The 22,806-nt window shown below is 62.1% G+C and carries 23 protein-coding genes and 2 pseudogenes; 8 read left to right on the forward strand and 17 right to left on the reverse strand.

Features of this window, described 5'->3' with window-relative positions; genetic code table 11:
* Positions 1 to 5 precede the first annotated feature (5 nt).
* The 3 genes from JCM21793_RS07850 to JCM21793_RS07860 all read right to left on the reverse strand — a co-directional run bounded on the left by JCM21793_RS07850 (position 6) and on the right by JCM21793_RS07860 (position 2,197).
* A complete protein-coding gene (locus JCM21793_RS07850) occupies positions 6 to 644 on the reverse strand; it encodes a CatB-related O-acetyltransferase (RefSeq protein WP_025030016.1) in 639 nt (212 codons plus the stop codon).
* Between the two features lie 164 nt (positions 645 to 808).
* Positions 809 to 1,297 carry an anthrone oxygenase family protein gene (locus JCM21793_RS07855; protein WP_025030017.1) on the reverse strand — a complete coding sequence of 163 codons (489 nt, stop codon included), beginning with the start codon at positions 1,295 to 1,297 and terminating at the stop codon, positions 809 to 811.
* 36 nt (positions 1,298 to 1,333) lie between these two features.
* Entirely contained in the window at positions 1,334 to 2,197 is an 864-nt protein-coding gene (locus JCM21793_RS07860; RefSeq protein ID WP_036539919.1) for an NAD(P)H-binding protein, read from the reverse strand.
* A 105-nt stretch (positions 2,198 to 2,302) separates the two neighbouring features.
* Here JCM21793_RS07860 and JCM21793_RS24785 point away from each other — a divergent pair, with 105 nt between their 5' ends.
* Positions 2,303 to 3,016 (forward strand): TetR/AcrR family transcriptional regulator, encoded by a 714-nt coding sequence (locus tag JCM21793_RS24785; RefSeq protein WP_306306736.1) that lies wholly within the window; start codon positions 2,303 to 2,305, stop codon positions 3,014 to 3,016.
* Here JCM21793_RS24785 and yidC read toward each other — a convergent pair.
* From yidC to JCM21793_RS07905, 8 genes are all read right to left on the reverse strand, one after another.
* Positions 2,988 to 4,805, reverse strand: coding sequence for a membrane protein insertase YidC (gene yidC, locus JCM21793_RS07870; protein WP_025030019.1), 1,818 nt, complete (start codon positions 4,803 to 4,805; stop codon positions 2,988 to 2,990). The genes JCM21793_RS24785 and yidC overlap by 29 nt on opposite strands.
* On the reverse strand, positions 4,798 to 5,178 hold the full coding sequence (rnpA, locus tag JCM21793_RS07875; protein WP_007009687.1) for a ribonuclease P protein component: 381 nt from the start codon (positions 5,176 to 5,178) through the stop codon (positions 4,798 to 4,800). Before rnpA ends, yidC begins: the two co-directional genes overlap by 8 nt.
* A 23-nt stretch (positions 5,179 to 5,201) precedes the next feature.
* The gene (gene rpmH / locus JCM21793_RS07880) at positions 5,202 to 5,336 is read right to left on the reverse strand and encodes a 50S ribosomal protein L34 (RefSeq protein ID WP_007009688.1); all 135 of its coding nucleotides are present in this window, start codon (positions 5,334 to 5,336) and stop codon (positions 5,202 to 5,204) included.
* A gap of 216 nt (positions 5,337 to 5,552) precedes the next feature.
* Complete coding sequence (locus JCM21793_RS07885; RefSeq protein ID WP_025030020.1) at positions 5,553 to 6,179, reverse strand: FMN-binding negative transcriptional regulator; 627 nt, start codon at positions 6,177 to 6,179, stop codon at positions 5,553 to 5,555.
* A 105-nt stretch (positions 6,180 to 6,284) separates the two neighbouring features.
* Entirely contained in the window at positions 6,285 to 7,163 is an 879-nt protein-coding gene (locus tag JCM21793_RS07890) for a DUF937 domain-containing protein (protein WP_036539921.1), read from the reverse strand.
* 120 nt (positions 7,164 to 7,283) lie between these two features.
* Positions 7,284 to 8,657, reverse strand: a complete 1,374-nt coding sequence (locus tag JCM21793_RS07895; RefSeq protein WP_025030022.1) for a glutamate--cysteine ligase — start codon at positions 8,655 to 8,657, stop codon at positions 7,284 to 7,286.
* A gap of 115 nt (positions 8,658 to 8,772) precedes the next feature.
* Positions 8,773 to 9,510, reverse strand: coding sequence for a 16S rRNA (uracil(1498)-N(3))-methyltransferase (locus JCM21793_RS07900; RefSeq protein WP_025030023.1), 738 nt, complete (start codon positions 9,508 to 9,510; stop codon positions 8,773 to 8,775).
* Positions 9,511 to 9,600: 90 nt separating this feature from the next.
* On the reverse strand, positions 9,601 to 10,185 hold the full coding sequence (locus JCM21793_RS07905; RefSeq protein ID WP_025030024.1) for a hypothetical protein: 585 nt from the start codon (positions 10,183 to 10,185) through the stop codon (positions 9,601 to 9,603).
* A 146-nt stretch (positions 10,186 to 10,331) separates the two neighbouring features.
* Between JCM21793_RS07905 and JCM21793_RS29165 the strand changes: the two genes are divergently transcribed.
* A complete protein-coding gene (locus tag JCM21793_RS29165; RefSeq protein ID WP_086008158.1) occupies positions 10,332 to 10,472 on the forward strand; it encodes a hypothetical protein in 141 nt (46 codons plus the stop codon).
* 35 nt (positions 10,473 to 10,507) lie between these two features.
* On the opposite strand, the gene JCM21793_RS07915 is transcribed toward JCM21793_RS29165, so the two are convergent.
* Genes JCM21793_RS07915 through JCM21793_RS07935 form a run of 5 tightly spaced genes read right to left on the reverse strand, consistent with a single transcriptional unit; the run spans position 10,508 to position 14,954 of the window.
* Complete coding sequence (locus JCM21793_RS07915) at positions 10,508 to 11,248, reverse strand: metallophosphoesterase (protein WP_007009694.1); 741 nt, start codon at positions 11,246 to 11,248, stop codon at positions 10,508 to 10,510.
* A gap of 3 nt (positions 11,249 to 11,251) precedes the next feature.
* The gene (locus JCM21793_RS07920; RefSeq protein ID WP_007009695.1) at positions 11,252 to 11,926 is read right to left on the reverse strand and encodes a LutC/YkgG family protein; all 675 of its coding nucleotides are present in this window, start codon (positions 11,924 to 11,926) and stop codon (positions 11,252 to 11,254) included.
* Entirely contained in the window at positions 11,923 to 13,362 is a 1,440-nt protein-coding gene (locus JCM21793_RS07925; RefSeq protein ID WP_007009696.1) for a LutB/LldF family L-lactate oxidation iron-sulfur protein, read from the reverse strand. The genes JCM21793_RS07920 and JCM21793_RS07925 overlap by 4 nt, the downstream gene beginning before the upstream one ends.
* Positions 13,362 to 14,135, reverse strand: coding sequence for a (Fe-S)-binding protein (locus JCM21793_RS07930; protein WP_025030025.1), 774 nt, complete (start codon positions 14,133 to 14,135; stop codon positions 13,362 to 13,364). Before JCM21793_RS07930 ends, JCM21793_RS07925 begins: the two co-directional genes overlap by 1 nt.
* A gap of 33 nt (positions 14,136 to 14,168) precedes the next feature.
* Positions 14,169 to 14,954 carry an FCD domain-containing protein gene (locus tag JCM21793_RS07935; protein WP_007009698.1) on the reverse strand — a complete coding sequence of 262 codons (786 nt, stop codon included), beginning with the start codon at positions 14,952 to 14,954 and terminating at the stop codon, positions 14,169 to 14,171.
* Between the two features lie 181 nt (positions 14,955 to 15,135).
* On the opposite strand from JCM21793_RS07935, the pseudogene JCM21793_RS24790 reads away from it, so the two are divergent.
* The 6 genes and pseudogenes from JCM21793_RS24790 (at position 15,136) to glcF (ending at position 21,646) form a co-directional block, all read left to right on the forward strand.
* Positions 15,136 to 16,504, forward strand: a pseudogene (locus JCM21793_RS24790) (DUF3422 family protein).
* A gap of 78 nt (positions 16,505 to 16,582) precedes the next feature.
* Entirely contained in the window at positions 16,583 to 18,079 is a 1,497-nt protein-coding gene (locus JCM21793_RS07945) for an FAD-linked oxidase C-terminal domain-containing protein (protein WP_025030026.1), read from the forward strand.
* 2 nt (positions 18,080 to 18,081) lie between these two features.
* Positions 18,082 to 18,666 carry an ASCH domain-containing protein gene (locus tag JCM21793_RS07950; RefSeq protein WP_025030027.1) on the forward strand — a complete coding sequence of 195 codons (585 nt, stop codon included), beginning with the start codon at positions 18,082 to 18,084 and terminating at the stop codon, positions 18,664 to 18,666.
* Positions 18,663 to 19,870, forward strand: a pseudogene (locus JCM21793_RS24795) (FAD-binding protein). Before JCM21793_RS07950 ends, JCM21793_RS24795 begins: the two are co-directional and overlap by 4 nt.
* A 41-nt stretch (positions 19,871 to 19,911) precedes the next feature.
* Positions 19,912 to 20,292, forward strand: coding sequence for a DUF4870 family protein (locus tag JCM21793_RS07960; RefSeq protein WP_007009703.1), 381 nt, complete (start codon positions 19,912 to 19,914; stop codon positions 20,290 to 20,292).
* Between the two features lie 10 nt (positions 20,293 to 20,302).
* Positions 20,303 to 21,646: a glycolate oxidase subunit GlcF gene (glcF, locus tag JCM21793_RS07965; RefSeq protein ID WP_025030028.1), complete on the forward strand. Its 1,344-nt coding sequence runs from the start codon at positions 20,303 to 20,305 to the stop codon at positions 21,644 to 21,646.
* 81 nt (positions 21,647 to 21,727) lie between these two features.
* On the opposite strand, the gene JCM21793_RS07970 is transcribed toward glcF, so the two are convergent.
* The gene (locus tag JCM21793_RS07970; RefSeq protein WP_025030029.1) at positions 21,728 to 22,549 is read right to left on the reverse strand and encodes a L,D-transpeptidase; all 822 of its coding nucleotides are present in this window, start codon (positions 22,547 to 22,549) and stop codon (positions 21,728 to 21,730) included.
* Positions 22,550 to 22,806 lie beyond the last annotated feature (257 nt).

The raw sequence follows: 22,806 nt of genomic DNA on the forward strand, positions 1-22,806 counted from the left end.
CGGGTTCAGACGGCTGCCGCAAGAGCATCAAGGTCTGCACCGCGGATGGCAGCAAGGTTGCGGCTAATCTTCTCCGCAGGCCAGTTCCACCAGGCGATCTCAACGAGGGCGGCAACGGTCTCGGGCGCAAAACGCACACGCAGGACCCGCGCCGGATTGCCCACGGCGATGGCGTAGGGGGGAATATCTGAGGCGACGACAGCGTGGGCTCCGATCACCGCCCCGTCGCCAACCGTGACACCCGGCATGATCTGCACCTGCCGCCCGATCCACACATCATTGCCGACGATCGTGTCACCCCGGCTGTGCTCCACATAGGCCTTGCCATCAAACCCCTCCTCCCAGCCATTGCCGAAGATATTGAACGGGAAGGTGGAGAAGCCCGTCATGAGATGGTTTGCTCCATTCATCACGAATGTGGCGCCGTGGGCGATGGCCACGAACTTGCCGATAACCAGCCGATCGCCGAGAAAGTCGAAGTGATAGAGGACGTTCCGTTCCTCGAAACGCTCGGCGCCGCAGGGATCGTCATAATAGGAAAAGTCACCCACTTCGATGTTGGGCCGGGTGATGACATTCTTGAGAAAAACGGTTCGGGGAAAGCCCGCCATCGGATATGGCGTAGCAGGATCTGGTCCGTGCATGCAGACCTCCTTGATCAAAAGGGGAAATGACCACCGCCTCCGTCAAACGGCAAAGGGCCGGACCTCAAGTCCCGGCGGCGTGTTCTTCGGTCCCCTTAGCTGATCATCGAAGCCTCTCCTTCATTGCAGGAGCATCTTTTAGAGGAAATCTTCCGGCCAGACAATCATGCCTGCTGCATCAGCGCCACGACAAAGCTTGCGAGCGCGACCAGCGAAGCCAATGTGCGCACATGGTTCCACATGACCCATCGGGAGAGATAATCGCGCCAGAGATCGGCGCCCTGAGTCGACGCCGGATCGACCTTTGCCAGAGCCTCGTTCATGGGAACGTTGAAAACAACGGTGACGAGAAACGTGCCCACCACATAAAAAAGCCCGCCGGCAACGAGCCAGATGCCGCCGGACGGCACCAGCCCGAGCAGTGCGAGAACACCAAGCAGAATTCCCAGGAGCCCGGTGCCAAAGAACGCCGCGAAAAAGACGGGGTTGAGTACGGTGACATTGATCTCCTGCATGGCCTGAATGCCTGCCGGAACCGGAATGCGTGCCAGCGCCTGCATCACCGTGTTTGAAAATGTGAAGAAGAAGCCCGCCATAACACCGGCGCCGAGCGTGGCGAGTAGCGCGAGCGCGAGGACAAGTCCGTCAGCCATGGCGGTTCTCCGTTTTCTTGAGATTACGGGATTTCTTCAGATCGTGTCAGCGGCGGGCGCTGTGTTCCAGACACCTGTTGCCACCGTGCGGCGCACGTAATCCGAGAAGTCCGCCGGCGGGCGGCCGAGAGCCTGCTCGACACCGTCGGCCACGCTTTCGTTGCGACCGTCAAGCACCTCGGTGAAAAGTTCGCGCATAAGATCGACCAGCGGTTCATCGAGCCCCTCGTTGCGTGCACCCTCAACGAATGCATCGACCGGGATGCGCGTGAAGCGGATGTCCCGCCCGCATGCCGCGCCGATCTCGCGCACCATCTCGGGAAAGCTTATCAGGCGCGGGCCCGTGAGGGTGTAGAGCTTCCGTTCGTGGCCCTTTTCGGTCAGGGCCGCGAACGCGACATCGGCGATGTCGTCCGCATCGACGAAAGGTTCGCGTACATCGCCCACCGGAAGGGCGAGCTCGCCGGCTCTGATCGCATCGAGGAAGAAGGCCTCGCTAAAGTTCTGAAAAAACCAGTCGGCACGCAGGATTGTCCACTCAGCGCCGCTTTGCCTGAAGAGTTCTTCGGCCCTTTCCGCACTCTCCTCGCCGCGACCGGACAGAAGTACCAGCCGGGTGACACCCATTTTCACAGCCAGCCTTGCAAAGGCCTCCACGGTTTCGGCAGCGCCCGGCACGGCAAGGTCTGGATAGTAAGCCACATAGGCCGCCTCAACGCCATCGAGTGCGGCACCCCAGGTGCTCGGGTTTTCCCAGTCGAACGGGATCGCAGCCCCGCGCGAACCGATACGTACGGGTACGCCTGCGTTTTTCAGTCGCTCGGCAAGGCGGCGGCCCGTCTTGCCCGTGCCGCCGGTGACGAGAACGGGTTTGCTGCGGTCGGAATCGTGCCTGATCATTTCACTCTCCATAAAGTGACAAACTCTCACATTTGTAAAAGTGATAAATCCTCATATTATGTATGTCAACAGAAATATGAGAAACACTCATAAAATGGATCAGGCATGACGGAGACAGAGACGCCCGGCGCCATCGCGGCACGCAGAACGCCCACGCAAAAGCGCGCGCGGGAGCGTGTGGAACACATTCTTGACGTCGCGCGGAGCATCATTGCCGAGAGCGGCAGCGAGGCGATGAAGATGAGTGAGGTGGCACAGCGTGCCGGCATTTCAATCGGCTCGCTCTACCAGTATTTTCCCGACAAGGCGGCGATCATTCGCACGCTTGCGGAACACTACAACGCGCTCGGCAGGGCGTGCATCTGCGAAGGGCTGGAAGAGGTTCATGATCTGGCGAGCCTCAGGAAGGAATTCACCGCGCTGATCGACGAGTATTACGCGATGTTCCTGTCCGAGCCGGTCATGCGCGATATCTGGTCGGGCACGCAGGCAGACAAGACGCTGTCTTTGCTCGACCTTGAAGATGCGAGAGCCAATGCGCAGGAACTGGCGCAGGCAATGCTGCGCGCGTCACCCGAACGCGATCCCGATTCCGCCGCCTCGACCGCCCTGCTGATCATCCATCTGGGCGAAGCACCATGCGGCTTGCCATTCAGGTGGGCGAAGCAGAGGGGCGACAGCTGGTGGAGGATTACAAGCGCATCGCCCTGCGCGAAATGCTGGGGTAGAAGCACATCTGAACATCTGAAATGGAAAAGGCCCGCTTTCGCGAGCCTTTTCGTTTGTTTGGCTATTCGGCCGGTTTCGGCTTTTTCTTGAACAGACCTGCCAGATTGTCCCAGAGTTCGATCTTGGCGCCCTGGCGCTTCATGATCACGCCCTGCTGGACAATGGACAGGAAGTTGTTCCAGGCCCAGTAGATCACCAGACCAGCCGGGAACGTGGCCAGCATGAAGGTGAAGATCACCGGCATCCAGTTGAAGATCATGGCCTGTGTCGGGTCGGGGGGCGTCGGGTTCATGCGCATCTGCAGGAACATGGTGACGCCCATGATCAGCGGCCAGACACCGATCAGCAGGAAGGCCGGCACGTCGTAAGGCAGCAGGCCGAACAGGTTGAAGATAGACGTGGGATCGGGCGCCGAAAGGTCCTGTATCCAGCCGAAGAAGGGCGCATGGCGCATCTCGATGGTGACGTAGAGAACCTTGTAGAGCGCGAAGAAGACCGGGATCTGGATCAGGATCGGCCAGCAGCCGGCAATCGGATTGATCTTCTCTTTCTTGTAGAGCTCCATCATCGCCTGCTGCTGCTTCATCTTGTCGTCCGCGTATTTCTCGCGGATTTCCATCATAGCAGGCTGGACCTTCTTCATGTTCGCCATGGACTTGTAGGACTTGTTGGCGAGCGGGAAGAAGATGAGCTTGACGACAACCGTGGTGGCCAGAATGGCGACGCCGAAATTGCCGAGCAGCTTGAACAGCCAGTCGATGAGATAAAACATCGGCTTGGTGATGAAATAGAACCAGCCCCAGTCGATCAGAAGCTCGAACTGACGGATGCCCCGGTCGTCTTCATAAGCGTCGACGACATTGACCTCCTTGGCACCGGCGAAGACCATGAGCTCGCTGGTGGCGGAAGCGCCATCGGCGACCGTGATTTCGTCGGTCAGATAGTCGGCCTGGTAGCGCGGCTTGCCGTCGCCCGAATAGGTGTAGCGCGGCTGGAATTCGCGGCCGTTCTGCGGGACCATGGTCACCGCCCAGTATTTGTCGGTGATGCCGAGCCAGCCGTCAGAGGATTTCGCCGGCGTGATCCGCTTTTCCTCTTCGACATCCGAATAATCGATTTCCTGCAGGCCTTCCTCGCCGGTCACGCCGATCAGGCCTTCGTGCAGGATGTAGATGCCGGAGGTCTTTGGCGTTCCGATGCGGGTGGTGCGGCCGTAGTTGCGCAGTGCGACGGCCGCACCTGAGGCGTTTTCCACCGTGTCGGAAACCGTGAACATGTAGTTCTCGTCGACCGAGAAGGTGCGCTTGAAGGTCAGCCCCTTCTCATTGGTGTAGGAGAGCGTGATGGGGCTCGACGGGGTGAGCGTCTCGCCTTCGGAAAGCGTCCACTCGGTCGAAGGACCAGGCAGCGTTCCTGCCGCCTCACCGCCCACATAGCCAGTCTCGACGTAATAGCCGTCGGGGCCGGTCGAGGGGTTGAGCAGCTGAATGTTGGGCGAATCCTTCTTGACCGTGACCCGGTAATCCTTGAGGAGCAGATCATCAAGACGCGCGCCGGCCAGATTGATCGAACCGGAAATGCGCGGCGTATCGATCTTCACGCGCTCACTGCCGGCTACGGCTGCGGCCCGGTCGAGCGGAGCGGCGGCTTGACTGGCCGTGCCGGGCACGGCGCCATCACCGCCCGAAGGCGACGGTATATCGCTGTTCTCACCACTTGAAGCCGTTCCGGCCGGGGCCGTTTCAGCGGCCTGTCGCTCTTCGATCTGGGCCGTCTCGCGCTGCGCCTCGATGCGCGGGTTCATGTAGAAAACCTGCCAGAGCGTCAGGATCAACACGGACAGCGCGATCGTGATGAGGAAATTGCGATTGTTATCCATCGATGTCCTTGCCCTTTCCACGCCCGGCACCGGTTTCTCCGATGCGACGGGAAAGCTCGTCTTTCAGGGAGGCGAACGGCGCGTCAAGCACAGAACGCCGCGCCACGATCACATAATCCTTGCCGGCGGCCATGTCGTGAACCGCATGGAGGCGGCAGGCTTCCTTGAGCCGCCGGCGCACGCGGTTTCGAACGACCGCGTTGCCGACTTTCTTCGTTACTGTAATGCCCAGCCGTGGCGGGTCCTGATCGCCGCGATCGAGCACTTCCAGCAGAAAAAGCCGCCCGCGTCGCTTTTCACCGCGACGGACGGCCAGAAACTCGGCGCGCTTTTTAAGGCGCGCCGGGGGTGGGACGGCTGGCCGGTCCGTCATCTTTCCGGCCTCGCCTCCGAACCTTATGCGGACAGCCGCTTGCGGCCGCGGTTGCGGCGGGCTGCGATCACGCGACGGCCGCCCTTGGTGGCCATGCGCGCACGGAAACCGTGCCGGCGTTTACGGACGATCTTGGAAGGCTGATATGTACGCTTCATTTGTTTTAATACCGCGGAGTGCGGCCCTTCTTAGTTCTGTTTCAATGAACAGGAGCTTTGCTTTCAGGGCTGGACCGAGGGCACGAATACGCGCCGCCGGACGCGAGGCCCAAGCGTGGCCGGGCTTATAGGAGCATGGATGCGCAGAGTCAATCAAAACGGCGCGAATGCGCAGCCATCGCGGCAAGGGGTCTCACCCTGACCGGGAGGCGGGCATCAGTCCTGCGGTATCTGCGCTGCCGCAAGCCGTTCGTCCGGATGCGCGCTCGCGGCCAGCCCGGCAGCAACACCCGCCCTGTCGGCGGCGCTGCGATTCTGGCTCATCTTGCGCTTGCCCTCAAGGCTCGTGATGGGAAGGCGGAGGCCAACAATGCCGCGTAGCTGGCCTCTGATGAACTTTTCAGGCGCATCCGAGACGGACCAGATTTCCGGGCGACCCGCTTCATGCAGGGCCGTCAGGCGCTCAACCACGCTGCGGAGCCGGGTTTCGTCATCGAAGAACTCGATCGCTCCCCGCGCCTGAACCACACTGTAGTTCCAGGTGGGAACGACCTTCCCGTGCTCCTTCTTGGAGGCATACCAGGACGGGGTCACGTACGCGTCAGGGCCCATGAAGATGGCCAGCGCATCGCCAACGGGCGTATCCTTCCACTGCTCGTTGGCGCGTGCGAGATGCCCATACAGGGTACCGAATGGCCCCTCTGTCTCGTCAAGGAAGAGTGGCAGAGGGCTCGCATGGAGGCCATTCGAACCGGATGTCACCACATTGGCAAGCCGCGCCGCCCGCATCAGATCATGAAGCGCGGGCAGCTCTTCCTCTCGAAAGGCGGGTGGGCAATACATTTCGGTTCGTCTCCCTGAAGATCGCGCAAATCTAGCGCGCCCACCGGGTCGGGAAAAGAACGGGATCCGCCTTGCACAACAGGAAAACCCCTGTGGCGCAAAGGCCTATCGGCGGCGTTCCATCCCCTGCCGGAACTGCTCGAAGATGTTTTCCACGCCGCGCTCATAGTCATCGCGCGTCTTGCGGCCGGTCTCGAACATCTGGCCGAACAGGTCGTCATAGGGATTGCGGGGGCGGCCACTCGGGTTGGCTTCCGGCTCGGGCTGCGGTGCACGGCGGCTCTGCGGTTCAGGTTGCCCGGCACCCTGCCCGCCACGCAGGAACTGGTCGAAAATATCCCCCAGAGGGTTGTTGCCCTGGCCGCCAGAGGGAGCGCCGCGCCTGGTGGAACCACCACCAAACATGCCTTCCAGTATCTGGCCGAGCGGGTTGTCGGACGGGCTCATACCAGAGGGGCCCCGACCCCGCGGCTGAGCGCCCGGCTGCTGCTGGCCCATCTGGCGCATCATCTGCTCCATGAGGTCACCGAGCATGCCACCGCCGCCAGCCTGTGCCTGGCGCGGCTGCGCGCCCTGCATCTGACCGGTGGACTGTTTGAACAGGCCGCCCATGAGCATGGAAGCGAGCACGGGAAGCATCTGCTTGAGCATGTCCTGACCGAGCCCGGTGGCCTGCGCGGCGTGGCTTGCCACGGCGCGGCTCACATCCTTGGATCCGAACAGATGCCCCAGAATGCCATTCCCCTCGGCCACGCCCTGCGGCGAGAAGGCGTTGGCGGCATCCTCGAAATATTTTGCGTGCTGGCCGGAGGCGAGCGCACCGAGAAAATTGCCGGCACCGTAGGGATCGGCCGCGTTGCGCTTCAGCCCCTGGCTGAATGCCGGCAGGAGCGCCTCCATGGCCTCCTGCGCCTGTGCCTGCGAAATGCCAAACTGCCTGGCGAGTTGATCCACGCCTTGCCCCTGACCGGCATTGTTAAGCATCTCGAAGACGGAAGCATGGGTTTTCTCCTTCAATCAATCGGTGCCGAGCACCTATCGGACCATTGTTTCAGGAAGATAACCCGACAAAGCGGCTTTGTCTTTGCCGCCTTGAATGGAAGTCTAATAAGCCTGTTCGAGAAACACCGGCTCAATGGAACCGTCCCAGCGGGTGTTGAAGGCATTGGCGAGTTCTTCCGCGCTGGTGGTGCCGCGCGCAACGATCTCGTCCAGCGGGCTCAGGAAGCTTGCCTCATCATAGCCTTCCGGATTGAGACGCCTGCGGGCGGAGAGCCCCTTGCGCGAAATGGCCAGAACCTCGCGGGCAATGTCGCGCAGCTCGTGATTGCGGAACCGCGTGGCAAGCCCCTCCTTCGGCACTGCGTTGCGCATGGCATCCACCTCCTCGAACGACCAGTCGGCCGTGAGGTCGTGGGCGGCGTCGAGTGCCGCCTGATCATAGAGCAGCCCCACCCAGAAAGCCGGCAGCGCACAGATGCGCCGCCACGGGCCGCCATCAGCGCCGCGCATTTCAAGAAATCGCTTGAGACGCACATCGGGAAAGAGCGTGGAAAGATGGTTCGACCAGTCACCGATGGTCGGCAGGCCGTCGGTCACCTCATCCTTCAGAGCGCCTTCCATGAACTGGCGGAAGGTGATGTGGGTGCAGTCATGATAGCGCCCGTCGCGGAGGATGAAATACATCGGCACATCGAGCGCCCATTCCACATAATCGGCAAAGCCGAAGCGCTCGGAGAAGACGAAGGGCAGAAGACCGGCACGCTGGTTGTCCGTGTCGCGCCAGATATCGCCGCGCCAGGACTGGAGCCCGTTGAGCCGTCCCTCCGTGAAAGGCGAATTGGCAAAGAGCGCGGTGGAGAGCGGCTGCAGGCGCTGGGCAACCTGCATCTTGCGGCGCATATCGGCTTCCGTCTCGAAATCGAGGTTCACCTGGATCGTGCAGGTGCGGTACATCATGTCGAGGCCCTGTGTGCCGACCTTCGGCATGTAGGCGGTCATGATTTTGTAGCGCGATTTCGGCATTTGCGGCGTTTCGGCAAGCGACCATTTCGGGCTGCCGCCGAGACCCAGAAAGCGAATGCCGAGCGGTTCGGCGATCTCGCGCAGCTGCGCCAGATGGGCGTTGCCCTCGCGGCAGGTCTGGTGGAGCGTTTCCAATGGGGCACCCGAGAGCTCGAACTGGCCGCCCGGCTCCAGCGAGATGGCGCCCTGCCCCGTCGGCTCGACGAGGCCGATTATTTTTCCGTCATCGTTGATGGCGTCCCATCCGAGAATGCGCTGCATGCCTTCCAGCACGGCCTTGATGCCGCGCTCGCCCTCATAGGGAACGGGCCGGTTGCCATCGACATAAAAAGGGAACTTCTCGTGCTCGGTGCCGATGCGCCATTTTTCGCGGGGCTTGCAACCCATTGCGAGATCGGCGGCAAGTTCCTCGACCCGTTCGATCGGCCGGTTATCGGTGGTGTCACGGGCCATAACTGCTCTCCTGGCAAACCATCAGCGATCTGATGGACCATGCTGACAATCCGCTTCAAGTAAAAAGTGCTGACAGGAGCGTCAACCTCTCTTCACAAGCGCTTTACCGCTCCACCTATTCCCAGTCACCCACGCTCGCCTGAATGACGGCAAGGGCGGCCACGGCTGCCGTGTCGGCCCGCAGGATGCGGGGGCCGAGCGGGATGGGTGTCACGAAGGGCAGCGCGCGCAACTGAGCGCGTTCGGCCTCGGAAAACCCGCCTTCCGGGCCGACCAGAAGCGCCAGTTTCTTCTCGCGCACAGCCGAAAGCGCCGGCACTGGATTGTTCGTTGCGGCATCCTCGTCACAGAAAATCAGGCGGCGGTCCGGCTCCCAGTCGGCCAGAAGACGGTCGAGTTTTACCGGTTCGAGAACCTCCGGCACGGCCAATATGCCGCACTGCTCGGCCGCCTCCATGACATTTGCCTCGAGCCGCTGGGTACCGGGTTTTGCCACCTGCGTGTGCTGGGTGATTACGGGCTGAAGACGCCCTGCGCCCATTTCGACAGCCTTTTGCACAAGATAGTCGAGGCGGCCTTTTTTCAATGGGGCAAAGCAATAAAGGAGGTCGGGATGAGGCGTCTGGGGGCGGGCCTGGCTGGTCATCCGCAGGCGCACCGCCTTGCGGGCGGTCTCGATCACTTCGGCATGCCACTCGCCGTCCCGCCCGTTGAAAACGAGCACTTCGCCGCCTTCGCGCATGCGCAGCACGTTCGTCAGGTAGTGAGCCTGTTCCCGGCTGGTTTCCACCTCGGCACCGGCAGTGAGGACGGCATCGATGAAAAGCCGCTGCAGTTTATAGTTCGCTCGCATGTCGGTCTGATGGTGGATCGACGATGCCACGTCAAGAGCCGATGCTTGCGTGCCAGACCGGGGAATACCCCTCGCGCAGCGCTGAGACGGTCAAGGCTGGCGTAAGCAGTTGAACAACCGGCGGGGGTCTGTCCGGTGAGGGGGCGCTTCGGTAGCCTCAAAACGCCACTCATACAGCGCGCCACCGCGAAGTGCATATGCCCGCTCTCCAAATGCGATCATGGAGCCGTCGGGCAGATCCTGCAACGCCTCTGCAGCGATGGGTTGTGCTCTGCCCGTGACCGCTAGCCTTTGTCCATGAAGAGCTGAGTCGAGACGGGGAGCCTTCAGCATCTGATCGTTCTCCGCCGCACGCGCGCATGCCAGGAAGCGCGTCGCCGCCTCACGCCGGCAGAAGAAACAGGGGCGGTGGCCCGCGGCAAGGGCTGTCACCTCATCGAGAAAAAAGAGCTCCGTCCATCCCGCCGTGCCTGTCGGGCTGTTCCTCCCCATCACCTCACGGCGGCGCCCCCTGAAATCGCAGACACAGATGATCCAGGCCCTTGTCGTCCAGCGGCGGCGCAGGAGCGTTTTCGTTTCAGGATCATGGATCACGCCGCGATTGCCGGTGAAAAGCCCGCGCGCGGGAGTTGTATCAATGCGTCCAAATGGAGTAACGCGGTTTTGCAGCGGCATGGGCTTTTCCCCGTTTTCCGGAGCCTGTCATAATCTATGTGGGTATTGGCATATAAATTGTTTCAATCTTAAGCTGTTTATGTTTATTGCAGCCTGCGCGGCACGGGGAGCCGTGTTTTATTGACCTTCAAGGGGACTTGGGCCGGATGACCATCGGGCGTGCGACTGTCGTGTTTCTCATCACTGTTTCTGCTTTCACGCTGATCGGGGCCAGGCTGCTTTCGGCTGGAGCCACCGGGGACCATCATCCCGTAGACGGCTACGGCATTTCTGCCGCAATCGACTAAGGTCCTGACCCTAGCTCGGGCGCTGCCATCCGCTCTTAGCAGGCAGCCTCGATCAAGGTCTTTTCCCGACCTTCCATTCTGAGCGCCGTCAGCCGGCCACTGTGCCATGCGCCAGTATCAAGGTTGATGCGGTTTTTACAGAGTTCCGCCGCGCGCACGGGCGTGTGGCCATGCACGATCAATTTGGGATGAAGCCCTTCGAATGCGTGGAACTCGCGCCTGATCCAGATGAGATCGTCCGCCGACTGGGCATCCAGGGCGACGCCCGGCCGGATGCCTGCGTGGCAGAAGAAGAAATCCCCGAACGAGACTGAATAGGGCAGCGTCGCCAGAAACGCCCTGTGGCGCCGCGGCACTGCGCGAACGAGCGCGGTGTGGCCCGGCATCATCCTCTCATGCGATGTGAGATCAATCTCGACACCGTAGGAAAGCGCAGTCTCGAAACCGCCATTGCACGCGAACAGGCCGAACGGGTCGGGATTCGACAGGAAATCGAGAAAGCCCAGATCGTGATTTCCGGCAAGCGTTATGACGCGCGGGTCGCGCTCGCGCAGATTGGCGAGATACTCGATCACGCCGCGTGAATTGGCACCGCGATCAACATAGTCACCCAGGTAGACGATGCGCCAGTCGGCGGGGCGATCATGAAGGATTTCCTCCATGAGCCGCGCATGCATCGCGGCCAGCAGATCGTGCCGGCCGTGAATGTCTCCAACCGCGTAGAGGCGCAGGCCATGGGGCGTCGAAGCCTCATCATATGAGACTCCGGCGGCCATTCTTCACTCGTCGACGACGATGAGGTGCAGCGCGCGCGGCCCATGTGCACCAAGCAGCATGGTCTGCTCGATGTCGCCGGAGCGCGATGGACCGGTAATGAGGTTCAGCAGTCTTGGCATGTCACCTCTGCCATATTTGCGCCTGAGGCGCGAAATCACCGTTTCAAGATCACCGGCAATGTCCTTTGCGTCAATGACAATGATGTGGTGATCGGGCACGAAGTTGACCGTGGTCGGATTGTCCTTGCCCGAAGGCAGGGCGACCGTGCCGGTTTCCGCGACGGCGGCAAATGCGTGACTCACACCGACTTCGTCCGCGGGGTCAGCTCGTCCAAGCTTCACCTCAAGCGATTTCTGGCTCGCCCAATCCATGCGCTTGAGACGCCTGTCATCGCCCATGCGAACGGAGGGCGCCAGATTCTTGGAGCGCAGATAGTGGGTCACGGCCTTCGGCACATCATCTGACTTTTTCACGCGCTCCACCGTGGCCGTGACGGCCTCGGCCATGCGGCAGAACAGAGCGACGCGCTCTTCGCCATCCACCTGCCCGCGGGCCGGAATGAGCCCGCGCGGTGTCTTTGCAAGGCGCTTTTCGACGGCTTCGCGCCGTGCAGCATCATCGGTGGAAACGGACGCTGCCGCCCGCAGCTTGCCAAGAATGGCCTCGCGCGTGCTCATGCTGATGTCCCTCCCTGCTTCAAGGTCTCGCGGTCGCGCCATTGCTGCATGAAGGTGCGGCTCTCGGGCGCTGGAAGATCGCGGTGCCGCGTCCAGCCACCGGCAAAGGGCAGCGAACGGAACCAGCGGCGACGCCCGGCGAGACCTGAGAGGGTCGGAATCGCCATGGAGGTGGCAAGACGATAAAGCCCTGGTCGGCGGGCGAAGAACGCCCAGAAACCGAGGCCGAAGCGCTGCGCCGCTGGGTTGAGCCCCCGCTCGAACTCGCGCTCGCGCCAGTTGCGCATCATGCGCGGCAGCGGAATCTGCATGGGACAGACGGATTCACAGCGCCCGCAGAAGGTGGAGGCGTTGGGCAGATGCCCCGCCTTGTCGACGCCGACCAACGAGGGCGTGAGCACCGAGCCCATCGGCCCCGGATAGACCCAGCCATAGGCATGGCCGCCGACCGCGTGATAGACGGGACAATGGTTCATGCACGCGCCGCAGCGGATGCAGCGCAGCATCTCGTGAAATTCCGTGCCGAGCATGGATGAGCGGCCATTGTCGAGCAGGATGACGTGATATTCGTCCGGACCGTCGGGATCGTCCGGGCGGCGCGGGCCGGTGGAGAGCGTGGTGTAGACGCTCATGTCCTGACCCGTGGCCGAGCGGGCCAGAACGCGCAGGATCTGGCTCGCATCCTCCAGCGTCGGCACGACCTTTTCGATGGAGGCAACGACGATGTGGACGCGCGGCAGCGTCTGCGTGAGATCGCCATTGCCTTCATTGGTGACAATGATGGAGGTGCCGGTTTCGGCGACAAGGAAATTCGCGCCGGTAATGCCCACATCCGCCTGAAAATATTGCGGGCGCAGGATCTGCCGCGCCTCGCCAAGCAAGGACTCCGGCTGCGAAAGATCGCGCCCGGACGGTAGCTCGGTGTGAACGCGGCGGAAATCCTCTTCCACCTGTTCCTTGTTGAGATGAAGTGCGGGACCGATGATGTGGCTTGGATGTTCGCCGCGCAGCTGGATGATGTATTCGCCAAGATCGGTCTCGACCGGTCGGACACCTTCCTTCTCAAGGAAATCGTTAAGCGCGATCTCCTCGGTGATCATCGACTTGCCCTTGGTGACGGTGCGCGCGCCAGCGGCGCGGCAGATGTCGAGCACAGCCTGGCGGGCATCTTCCGCCGTCTCGGCCCAGTGCACCCGGCCGCCCGAGGCAATGACCTTACGCTCATAGGCTTCCAGATAGAGATCGAGATGTTCGAGCGTGTGATCCTTGATCGCGCGGGCGGAAGAGCGAAGATCGTCGAACTCCGGCAGCGCGTCGACCGCCTTCTTGCGCTTGCCGACGAAACCGATTTTCGCCTTGCCCATGGCACGCTGCAATTGCTCGTCCGCAATCGCCTTGCGCGCCTTCTGCTTGAACTGTGGAGACTGGATTTCCATCAGCGTCCTCCCCCGCCGATTGCCGGCTTGTCTGTCATGCCGGCCAGAACCTCCGCCACATGGCGGACCTCAACCCTGCTGCCCTGCCGATGCAGCTTGCCGGCCATGTTCATGAGACAGCCAAGATCCCCGGCAAGCAGCGTATCGGCGCCGGCACCCTCGATACTCGCCGTCTTTTCCTCGACGATCTTGTTGGAAATGTCGGGATATTTGACACAGAACGTGCCGCCGAAGCCGCAGCAGACATCGGAATTCTGCATTTCCTTGAGCTCCAGCCCCTCAACTGAAGACAGGAGCGCGCGTGGCTGTTGCTGGATGCCGAGCTCACGCAGGCCCGAGCAGGAATCGTGATAGGTGACACTCCCCTCGTGGCGGGCCGGCACTTGCCTGACGCCTAGCACATCGACCAGAAAGCTCACCAGCTCGTGCACACGACCGGAAAAGGCCTCGGCGCGCGCTTCATGGGGCGTGCCCTTGAGAAGCGACGGGTAATGCTTTTTGAGCATGCCCGCGCAGGAGCCCGATGGCGCAACGACATAATCGAACTCCTCGAAGGCCTCGATGGTCTGGCGCGCGATGGCCGCGGCATCTTCCCGATCGCCGGAATTATAGGCCGGCTGGCCGCAGCAGGTCTGCGCCATGGGCACCTCGACGGTGCAGCCTGCCTCTTCCAGAAGCTTGACGGCGGCAAACCCGACGGTGGGCCGGAACAGGTCCACCAGGCAGGTGACGAAAAGGCCGACGCGCTTCGGTTGGGTCTTGTCTTCTTTCAATGGTTCTTCTTTCGCTGGCTCAGGTTCGCTTGCTCATGCTTGTGCCGCCTCGCCGCCGCGCTGCTGGAGCCGGAGCCGCGATATGCGCTGCCAGTCATCCGTGCGTTCGGCGTGAAAGGTGGCCTTCTCGACGAAATCGATATGCGCAATCGCAGCCGCCCGTGCCGCTTCAGGATCGCCGGCGGCGATTGCCGCATGGATCGCGCGGTGCTGAGCAAGGAGCGTGTCGCGCGCATCGGGCAGTTCATAGATGCGGGCGCGGTTCAGGAAAACGCCATCGGCGAGGAGCCGGTAGCAGGCGCGCAGCGTGTGCAGGAGCACAATGTTGTGCGCGCATTCGCCCACTGCATTGTGAAACTCCACGTCGCAGGCTGCTTCCGCCTCGAAATCCTCTGCGGCATGCGCTTCATCCATCCGCGTCATGATCGCCGCAAGGAGCACCAGGTCTTCGGGCGTTGCGCGTTTTGCCGCGAATTCGGCGGCGACGGCCTCCATCTCGCGGCGGTATTCCAGATAATCGGCGGTTGCCTTGTGATGCGTGGCGATCAGTTCACGCACCGGCTTTGTGAACACCTGGCCGATAATGTCGGCCACATAGGTGCCGCCGCCGTGGCGCGTGAGGATCAGGCCCCGCTCTTCCAGCGTTTTCAGTGCGTCGCGCAGGATCGGACGGGATACATCGAGCTGGCGCGCAAGCTCGCGCTCGCCCGGCAGCCGGTCGCCATCGCGCAGCACGCCCTCGAGAATCAGCGTCTCGATCTGCCGGATGACGCCATCCGCCGTGCGGGCATGCTCAATTCTGGAAAAAACCGCGTCCACCGGCTTCGCCGTCTCGCTATCCACTCGCTTTGTTGGCCCAGATTAACGCGACCGAACACGACTGGTCAATTAATTTGCCCAATTCCGCCGTCGACGGGCGCTGGCAGACACGCATTGCGCCCCGCACAAAGGCAATAGCATACTTGCAGAAGGTCCATCCTGAGACAGACGGCAAAGCACAATGAGCCAACAAGACGGGGAACAGCTGGTCGTAATCGGCACCGACAGGCCCGAGGCTTCATCCACGGAGACACTGGTGACAGGCAGCGTTCTGGCTTCCCGCCCATGGCGGGCGCGCCGGGGCGCTGGGCGAAGTGCATGCGCGACCGCACGCGCTGCTTGAAGCGCCGCGCCTCATCATACAGCTCTCCTTCATGACCGAGGGTGGCTCTGCTGTGGATCAGGCAGTGTTGGCCGATCTTTCGCGCCGCCTTGGTGTCGCCCCGCCACAAACCAATGCGCGCCACCACGCGATGAAGTGGGGCAAGGGCACGCTGCGCTGGGAGCGGCACACGGAATTTTCGAGCTATCAGTGGGACTGTCCGATCTCGCCGCGCACCGGAAAGCCGCTTGAGGAATCTCCGTTTGGAAACGGCTTCAGCCCGCCCGGCACCGCCATATCGGGCACGCGGGTGGAAATCCGCAAATGGACGAGCGCGACGGAAAAGCTGGTCGGTGCGTTCGATCCGGCAAGCCTCGGCTATTCGGTGGTGGAGGGCGGACGCGCCGCCGTCGCCACGGATTTCCGGCAGGATGGCGACGGGCTGACCCGCATCCTCATCCTTGAAAAGGATCTGGCGCCGGCCCGCATCGGCGCGCTTTCGCAGCGCCTGATCGACATCGAAACCTACCGCACGCTTGCCATGCTGGGCCTGCCGCTGGCGCAGTCGCTTTCTCCGCGCCTGCGGCGCATGGAGGATCAGCTCGCGGCCCTGACGGCACGCATGCGCCAGCGTGAAAAGCACGACAGCCACGCGCTTTTGAGCGAGCTGACGGAGCTTGCCGCTGATCTGGAAGCCGATGCCGCCGCCAGCCTCTACCGCTTTGGCGCTAGCCGCGCCTACCACGGCATAGTCGAGGAGCGGCTGGAAACGCTGAACGAAGCACCGATGGCCGGCTACGAGACCTGGGCCGCCTTCCTGCAACGGCGTGTGGCACCCGCCATGCGCACCTGTCGCTCGGTGGAAGAGCGCCAGGCCAATCTTTCGCGCAAGCTTACGCGTGCGGCAAACCTGCTGAGAAGCTGGGTGGATGTTGAAGTGGAGCGACAGAACCGCGACCTGCTGGCCTCCATGAACCGTCGTGCGCAGTTGCAATTGCGCCTGCAGCAGACAGTCGAAGGCCTCTCCGTTGCCGCCATCTCCTACTATGTGGTGGGGCTGGTGGGCTATGTTGCCAAGGGCGCAAAACCCGCCCTGCCCGGCCTGTCGAGCGAAATGATCACCGCCGCCTCCGTTCCCATGGCCGTTTTGTGCATCTGGCTTCTGGTGCGGCGCATACGCCGCCACCACGCCCGCGAAGATGCCAATATCGGCACCGGGGCGGATTGACGCAGGCACGCTTTCCACGCAGCATTTACAGAACCGTCAACACACTGGTAAATTGAATGAACCAGTGAGGGAGTTCTGATGTCCGGCCTGAAAATGCCGCAGGCCAATGCGGCAACCCTGAAGAAGCGCGCGGAAATCGTCGCCGACATGCGCATCATCGTGCCCGGTGAGGGCGTGGTGGACACGGAAAACGAGATGCGCGCCTTTGAAAGCGATGGGCTGACCGCCTATCGCCAGATGCCGCTCGTGGTGGTGCTGCCGGAAACGACCGCGCAGGTGTCGCGCATCCTGAAATATTGCCACGAGCGCGACATTCGTGTCGTGCCGCGCGGCTCCGGCACCTCGCTTTCCGGCGGGGCGCTGCCGCTTGAGGATGCGGTGCTTCTGGTGATGAGCCGCTTCAACCGCATTCTCGACATCGATTTTCCCAACCGTGCGGTTGTCGCGCAGCCCGGGGTCACCAATCTGGGCATCACGCATGCGGTCGAGGAAGAGGGCTTTTATTATGCGCCGGACCCCTCATCGCAGATCGCCTGCTCCATCGGCGGCAATGTGGCGGAGAACTCCGGCGGTGTGCATTGCCTGAAATACGGGCTGACAGCCAACAATGTGCTGGGCATCGAAATGGTGCTGATGAACGGCGATGTCATCCGGCTCGGCGGCAGGCATCTTGATGCCGAGGGCTATGACCTGCTCGGCCTCATGACGGGCTCGGAGGGCCTGCTCGGCGTCGTGACCGAGGTGACGGTTCGCATTTTGCAGAAGCCGGAAACGGCGCGCGCGCTTCTGATCGGCTTTCCATCAAGTGAACAGGCGGGCCAGTGCGTGGCCGAGATCATCGGTGCGGGCATCATTCCAGGCGGCATGGAAATGATGGACGGGCCTGCGATCCGGGCTGCGGAGGATTTCGTTCATGCGGGCTATCCACTGGACGTGGAAGCGCTTCTGATCGTCGAGCTCGATGGGCCGCAGGCGGAGGTCGACCATCTGATCGACCGGGTGGAAGCGATTGCCAGAGAGAACGGCGCGACCACGAGCCGCGCCTCGACATCAGATGAGGAACGCGCGGTGTTCTGGGCCGGGCGTAAGGCCGCTTTCCCCGCCGTAGGCCGCATTTCGCCCGATTATTACTGTATGGACGGCACGATCCCCCGCAAGCAGTTGCCGCGGGTTCTGGCAGGCATGCGCGCACTGTCTGAAAAATACGGGCTGCGAGTCGCCAATGTATTTCATGCGGGCGACGGCAACCTCCACCCGCTCATTCTTTATGACGCCAACAAGCCGGGCGAACTGGAGAAAGCCGAGGATTTCGGCGCCGACATTCTGCGTCTGTGTGTGGAGGTGGGCGGCGTTCTGACCGGGGAGCACGGTGTCGGCGTGGAGAAACGCGACCTGATGCCCGAAATGTTCACCGAGGACGATCTGAACCAGCAGATCCGCGTCAAATGCGCGTTCGATCCGGGCCATCTTCTGAATCCCGGCAAGGTTTTTCCGCAATTGCACCGCTGCGCCGAGCTTGGCCGCATGCATATTCACCGCGGGCAGGTGCCCTTCCCGGAACTGGAGCGGTTTTGAGCGTGCTGTTCAAACGCGCCATACTCGAAGGCATCGCGCGAGGTGAGGTTACCCTCGCCTTTCGCCGCTGGAAGCGCCCCACGGTGAAAGCTGGAACCCGCCTGCGCACGGCTCTCGGCGAACTCTCGATCGGGCGCGTCGAAGCTTTCGATGAAGCCTCGCTAGATGATGAAAGCGCACGCCGTGCCGGCTTCACCTCGCTTTCCGAACTGAAGGGCAGCTTGCACGGCAGCGCGGAACGCCTGCTTTTCCGCATTGAGCTTAACGGGATCGAGGCCGACCGCAGAGTTGCACTGCGCACCGCGTCCAAAATCTCTGCCCACGAACGCCAGGCCATTCAGGATCGGTTCCGGCGCTGGGACCGGGCCGCCCGGCACGAAGGGTATCATCTTCACGTCCTCTCCCTGATCGCAGAAAACCCCGCGACTGCAGCCGCCGCGCTCGCCGCCAAACTGGATATGGAGAAGCTCAGCTTCAAGCGTGATGTACGCAAACTGAAAGAACTTGGCCTTACCGAAAGCCTGGATGTCGGATACCGGCTCTCCCCGCGCGGGCACAGCTTCCTTAATGAGAATGAGACATCGTGACCGAATTCCTTCCCAACAGTGCCGAAGAGGTTCTGGAAACCATCCAGTGGGCGGTTTCTGAAGAATCCCCGCTCGAAATTCTCGGCCATGGTTCGAAGCGCGGCATCGGTCAACCACTCCAGAGCGAGCACACGCTCGATCTGTCGAGACTGGCCGGCATCACACTTTATGAACCGGAGGAACTGGTGCTTTCAGCGAAAGCCGGCACACCGGTTGCCGAGATCGAGGCGGCGCTGCGCGAGCACAATCAGGAACTCGCCTTCGAGCCGATGGACTACGGCCCGCTTCTCGGCGGCGAGGCCGGACGCGGCACGCTGGGCGGGCTGCTTGCGGCCAATCTCTCGGGCCCACGCCGGCTGAAGGCAGGGGCCGCGCGCGACCATGTGCCCGGCGTTCACGCGGTTTCAGGCCGTGGCGAAGGCTTCAAGTCGGGTGGGCGCGTTGTGAAGAACGTGACCGGGTACGACCTTTCCAAGGGGCTTGCCGGCTCCTGGGGCACACTTGCCGTTGCCACCGACATTACGATGAAGGTTCTGCCGGCGGCGGAAACCGAGACCACATTGTGCATTGCCGGGCTGGAAGACGCAGTTGCGACCGAAGCCATGGCGACCGCCATGGGGTCGAGTGCCGAGGTTTCGGGCGCAGCGCATCTGCCGAAGGGGTGGTCGGCCGTTTCATTGACGGTGCGTTTTCGGGCGGCGGGCAGACCGTGCTGCGGGTGGAAGGATTTGGACCTTCCGTTGCCTATCGGATTGACCTTCTAGCCCGGCTTCTGGGTGGGTATGGCACCATCGGCACGCTGGAAGGAGATGCCTCACGCCGGCTGTGGCGCGAAGTCCGCGATTGCCAGCCTTTTGCGGACGGGACGCCCGCGCCCGTCTGGCGTGTTTCCGTCACGCCGTCGCGCGGTCACGAACTGGTTGACGCCTACCGCCGAGCCGCCGGTGCCAATGTCTATTACGACTGGCAGGGCGGCCTGATCTGGATGCGCATGGAGGCCGATCCCGAGGCGGATATTCTGCGGAAAATGATTGCACATTTCGGTGGCGGGCACGCCACGCTGGTGCGTGCACCGCTCGCGGTGCGTGCGGCGACGCCCGTCTTCGAGCCGCAATCGCCGGCCCTTGCCGCCCTCTCCGCCCGCCTGAAGGAGCAGTTCGACCCCAAGGGCATCCTCAATCCGGGACGCATGGCGTTCACCTGAAGCCGTGATAGATTGCCGCCGAAACAATGGAGGGCGAACCCATGAGTGACATGCAGCAGACCCCAGATGAAACCCGCAAGACGGACCGCTGGCTGGAACCCGGACCAACCAACATTCAGGTCATCTATATTCTTTATCTGGTCGGCTTCGTCATTGGTATTTCGGCTCTGGTGGGCATCGTGATTGCCTATATGAACCGCGGCAAGGCCAGCGGGTGGCTCGAAACGCACTACACCTGGGCCATTCGCACATTCTGGATCGGTGTTCTGTTCGGTTTCGTCTCGGCCCTCTTGATGGTCGTCGGCATCGGTTTTCTTTTGATGATTGCGGTTGCGATCTGGGTCGTGGTGCGCTGCGTGATCGGCCTGCAGGCCGTGGGCCGGAACGAGCCGATCAAGAACCCGCAAAGCTGGCTGATATAGAAGAAGCGCCGTGCAGACCAATTTCACTCCCGAGCAGCTTTCCGATCCGCATGTCGCGGAGGCGGAATCGATCCTGCGCAAATGCGTGCATTGCGGCTTCTGCACGGCCACCTGCCCGACCTATGTCACGCTCGGCAACGAGCTCGACAGCCCGCGCGGGCGCATTTATCTGATCAAGGACATGCTGGAGAACGGCAGGCCGGCCGACAGGGAAATCGTCACCCATATCGATCGCTGCCTTTCCTGCCTTGCCTGCATGACCACCTGCCCCTCGGGCGTGAACTACATGCACCTGGTGGATCACGCCCGCGCGCACATCGAAAAAACCTATCGCAGGCCGGTGCTCGACCGGCTGATGCGGTCGGTCCTGGCGCAGATCCTGCCCTATCCGTCGCGTTTTCGCGCCGCCTTGAAGCTAGCCCGCTTCGGCCGGCCCTTCGCGGGGCTCTTCCGAAATCTGCCGGGCATGAAGCCCGTCGCAGCCATGCTGGACCTCGCCCCGCGAACATTGCCTAGAAAGCCTGAAGACAGCCAGCGCCTTTCGGTGGAAAAGCGTGGACGTGTCGCGCTTCTGACAGGCTGCGCGCAATCGGTTCTCGATCCTGGTATCAACGCCGCGACCGTCCGGCTGCTTGCGCGGCTCGGCGTGGAAGTGGTGCAGCACCCGGAAGGTGAAGGGTGCTGCGGCGCGCTGGTGCATCACATGGGCCGCGAAGAGGATGCTCTGGCCGCCGCGCGGCGCAATGTGGATGCCTGGACACGTGAAATCGAGACCGGCGGGCTCGACGCGATCGTCATCACGGCGTCCGGCTGCGGTACGACCGTCAAGGATTACGGGCACATGCTGCGGCTCGACCCTGCCTATGCCGAAAAGGCTGCCCGCGTGGCGGCGCTTGCCAGAGACATCACCGAATATCTGGAAACGCTGAGCCTCCCCGAGCCGATTGTCGAACCCGGTCTCACCGTCGCCTATCACTCCGCGTGCTCCATGCAGCACGGGCAGAAGATCAGCCGCGAACCCCGCGCGCTCCTGCGCAGGGCGGGCTTCGTGGTCCAGGAACCGCGCGAAGGACATCTGTGCTGTGGCTCCGCCGGCACATACAACATTCTCCAGCCAGACATCGCCGCGCGATTGCGCGACCGCAAGGTCCGGAACATCGAAGCGACGGGTGCGGCGCTCATCGCCACCGGAAATATCGGCTGCATGACCCAGATCGGTTCGGGCACGGAAATGCCGGTCGTGCACACAGTGGAGCTCCTCGACTGGGCCTATGGCGGGCCGAAGCCGGCAGCTCTGCCCGACGCAATCGTGAGCCGGGAACAACGAGAGGCGGCGCTGACTGCAGCGGAATGAGAAAAGGGCGATGCTCCCCCAAGCATCGCCCTTCTCCATCTACCCGGCAGTCCCCTTGCCGGGCATCCCCCGCTTATCCAGTCACTTCACCACCACATTGGTGCCGACCGGAATGCGGTTATAAAGGTCGACCACATCCTCGTTGCGCATGCGGATGCAGCCGGAAGACACCGCACGGCCGATGGTCCAGGGCGCGTTGGTGCCGTGAATGCGATACAGCGTCGACCCGAGATACAGCGCGCGCGCGCCGAGGGGATTGGCCGGGCCGCCTTCCATTTTCACCGGCAGGATCCTGCCCTTCGCTTTTTCGCGTTCGATCATCTCAGCCGGCGGATGCCAGTCCGGCCATTTGCGCTTGTTGGATATCTTTTCAGTACCAGTCCAGTTGAAACCTTCCTTGCCGACGCCAACGCCATAGCGTTTCGCCTTGCCACCCTTCAGCACCAGGAAGAGGAAACGCTGCCTGGTGTCGACAACAATGGTTCCTGGAGACTGGTCGGTCTCGTACTCCACGACCTGTGGCAGCCATTTGGGATCGCTCATCCGCCAGGAGCGTTCGTTCAGGGGAAAGGGCTCGCTCGCACGTGGTATAAACGCCACCCTCTGCGGGGGCTTTGCCGGTTGGGTGCCACTGACCGGCATTTGATGACGCGGCCGGTAATCGCGGCGCGCGCTGTTGCGTTCACGTGCATTGCGGGCACGCTGGTAGGTGCGGTACTCCACAGCCTGCTCGGTGCGTTGCTGCGCCAGCACGGGCGAACTGCGTAGCTGCATCACCCAGGGAGCGGAAAGATCAGGACTGACGAGAACCGGCGGCGGCTCCACATATCGATCCTGGGCCTGCGCCCCCCAGGAAAATAGCAGCACGGTCGCAAGGCCGGCCGCAAACAACATCGACTTCATGACAAACTTCTCTCTACCATTCGTCACAGATTAAACAGACCACGCGTCCTCGAAAATAGGCTCGAAAACGGGTGGCGGCGAAGGGCAAACGCACCCTATGCGCCTGTCCGTGTCAGGATGCTGACTCGAAGCTGCAACCGAATGGTGAATCGATACTCGTAAAATGCGATGTATTGAAAATACCATTTGGCATGGTTACCGGCGCGTTCAAAAAGCTGGTGAACATATCGCTAAACCGGGCTGATTTCACATTAACC

Source organism: Nitratireductor aquibiodomus NL21 = JCM 21793 (genome assembly GCF_000615975.1).
GTDB classification, from domain to species: domain Bacteria; phylum Pseudomonadota; class Alphaproteobacteria; order Rhizobiales; family Rhizobiaceae; genus Nitratireductor; species Nitratireductor aquibiodomus.

Bases quoted from the DNA above. Each gene is read 5' to 3' on its own strand.
- JCM21793_RS07920 (WP_007009695.1), bottom strand. From the start codon at position 11,926: ATGAGCACGCGCGAGGCCATTCTTGGCAAGCTGCGGGCGGCAGCGTCC.
- JCM21793_RS07915 (WP_007009694.1), bottom strand. From the start codon at position 11,248: ATGGCCGCCGGAGTCTCATATGATGAGGCTTCGACGCCCCATGGCCTG.
- JCM21793_RS07900 (WP_025030023.1), bottom strand. From the start codon at position 9,510: ATGCGAGCGAACTATAAACTGCAGCGGCTTTTCATCGATGCCGTCCTC.
- yidC (WP_025030019.1), bottom strand. From the start codon at position 4,805: ATGGATAACAATCGCAATTTCCTCATCACGATCGCGCTGTCCGTGTTG.
- JCM21793_RS24785 (WP_306306736.1), top strand. From the start codon at position 2,303: ATGACGGAGACAGAGACGCCCGGCGCCATCGCGGCACGCAGAACGCCC.
- JCM21793_RS29165 (WP_086008158.1), top strand. From the start codon at position 10,332: ATGACCATCGGGCGTGCGACTGTCGTGTTTCTCATCACTGTTTCTGCT.
- JCM21793_RS07855 (WP_025030017.1), bottom strand. From the start codon at position 1,297: ATGGCTGACGGACTTGTCCTCGCGCTCGCGCTACTCGCCACGCTCGGC.
- JCM21793_RS07850 (WP_025030016.1), bottom strand. From the start codon at position 644: ATGCACGGACCAGATCCTGCTACGCCATATCCGATGGCGGGCTTTCCC.
- JCM21793_RS07895 (WP_025030022.1), bottom strand. From the start codon at position 8,657: ATGGCCCGTGACACCACCGATAACCGGCCGATCGAACGGGTCGAGGAA.
- JCM21793_RS07890 (WP_036539921.1), bottom strand. From the start codon at position 7,163: ATGCTTAACAATGCCGGTCAGGGGCAAGGCGTGGATCAACTCGCCAGG.
- JCM21793_RS07945 (WP_025030026.1), top strand. From the start codon at position 16,583: ATGTCCGGCCTGAAAATGCCGCAGGCCAATGCGGCAACCCTGAAGAAG.
- JCM21793_RS07925 (WP_007009696.1), bottom strand. From the start codon at position 13,362: ATGGAAATCCAGTCTCCACAGTTCAAGCAGAAGGCGCGCAAGGCGATT.
- JCM21793_RS07860 (WP_036539919.1), bottom strand. From the start codon at position 2,197: ATGATCAGGCACGATTCCGACCGCAGCAAACCCGTTCTCGTCACCGGC.
- JCM21793_RS07885 (WP_025030020.1), bottom strand. From the start codon at position 6,179: ATGTATTGCCCACCCGCCTTTCGAGAGGAAGAGCTGCCCGCGCTTCAT.
- JCM21793_RS07960 (WP_007009703.1), top strand. From the start codon at position 19,912: ATGAGTGACATGCAGCAGACCCCAGATGAAACCCGCAAGACGGACCGC.
- rpmH (WP_007009688.1), bottom strand. From the start codon at position 5,336: ATGAAGCGTACATATCAGCCTTCCAAGATCGTCCGTAAACGCCGGCAC.
- JCM21793_RS07905 (WP_025030024.1), bottom strand. From the start codon at position 10,185: ATGCCGCTGCAAAACCGCGTTACTCCATTTGGACGCATTGATACAACT.
- rnpA (WP_007009687.1), bottom strand. From the start codon at position 5,178: ATGACGGACCGGCCAGCCGTCCCACCCCCGGCGCGCCTTAAAAAGCGC.
- JCM21793_RS07970 (WP_025030029.1), bottom strand. From the start codon at position 22,549: ATGAAGTCGATGTTGTTTGCGGCCGGCCTTGCGACCGTGCTGCTATTT.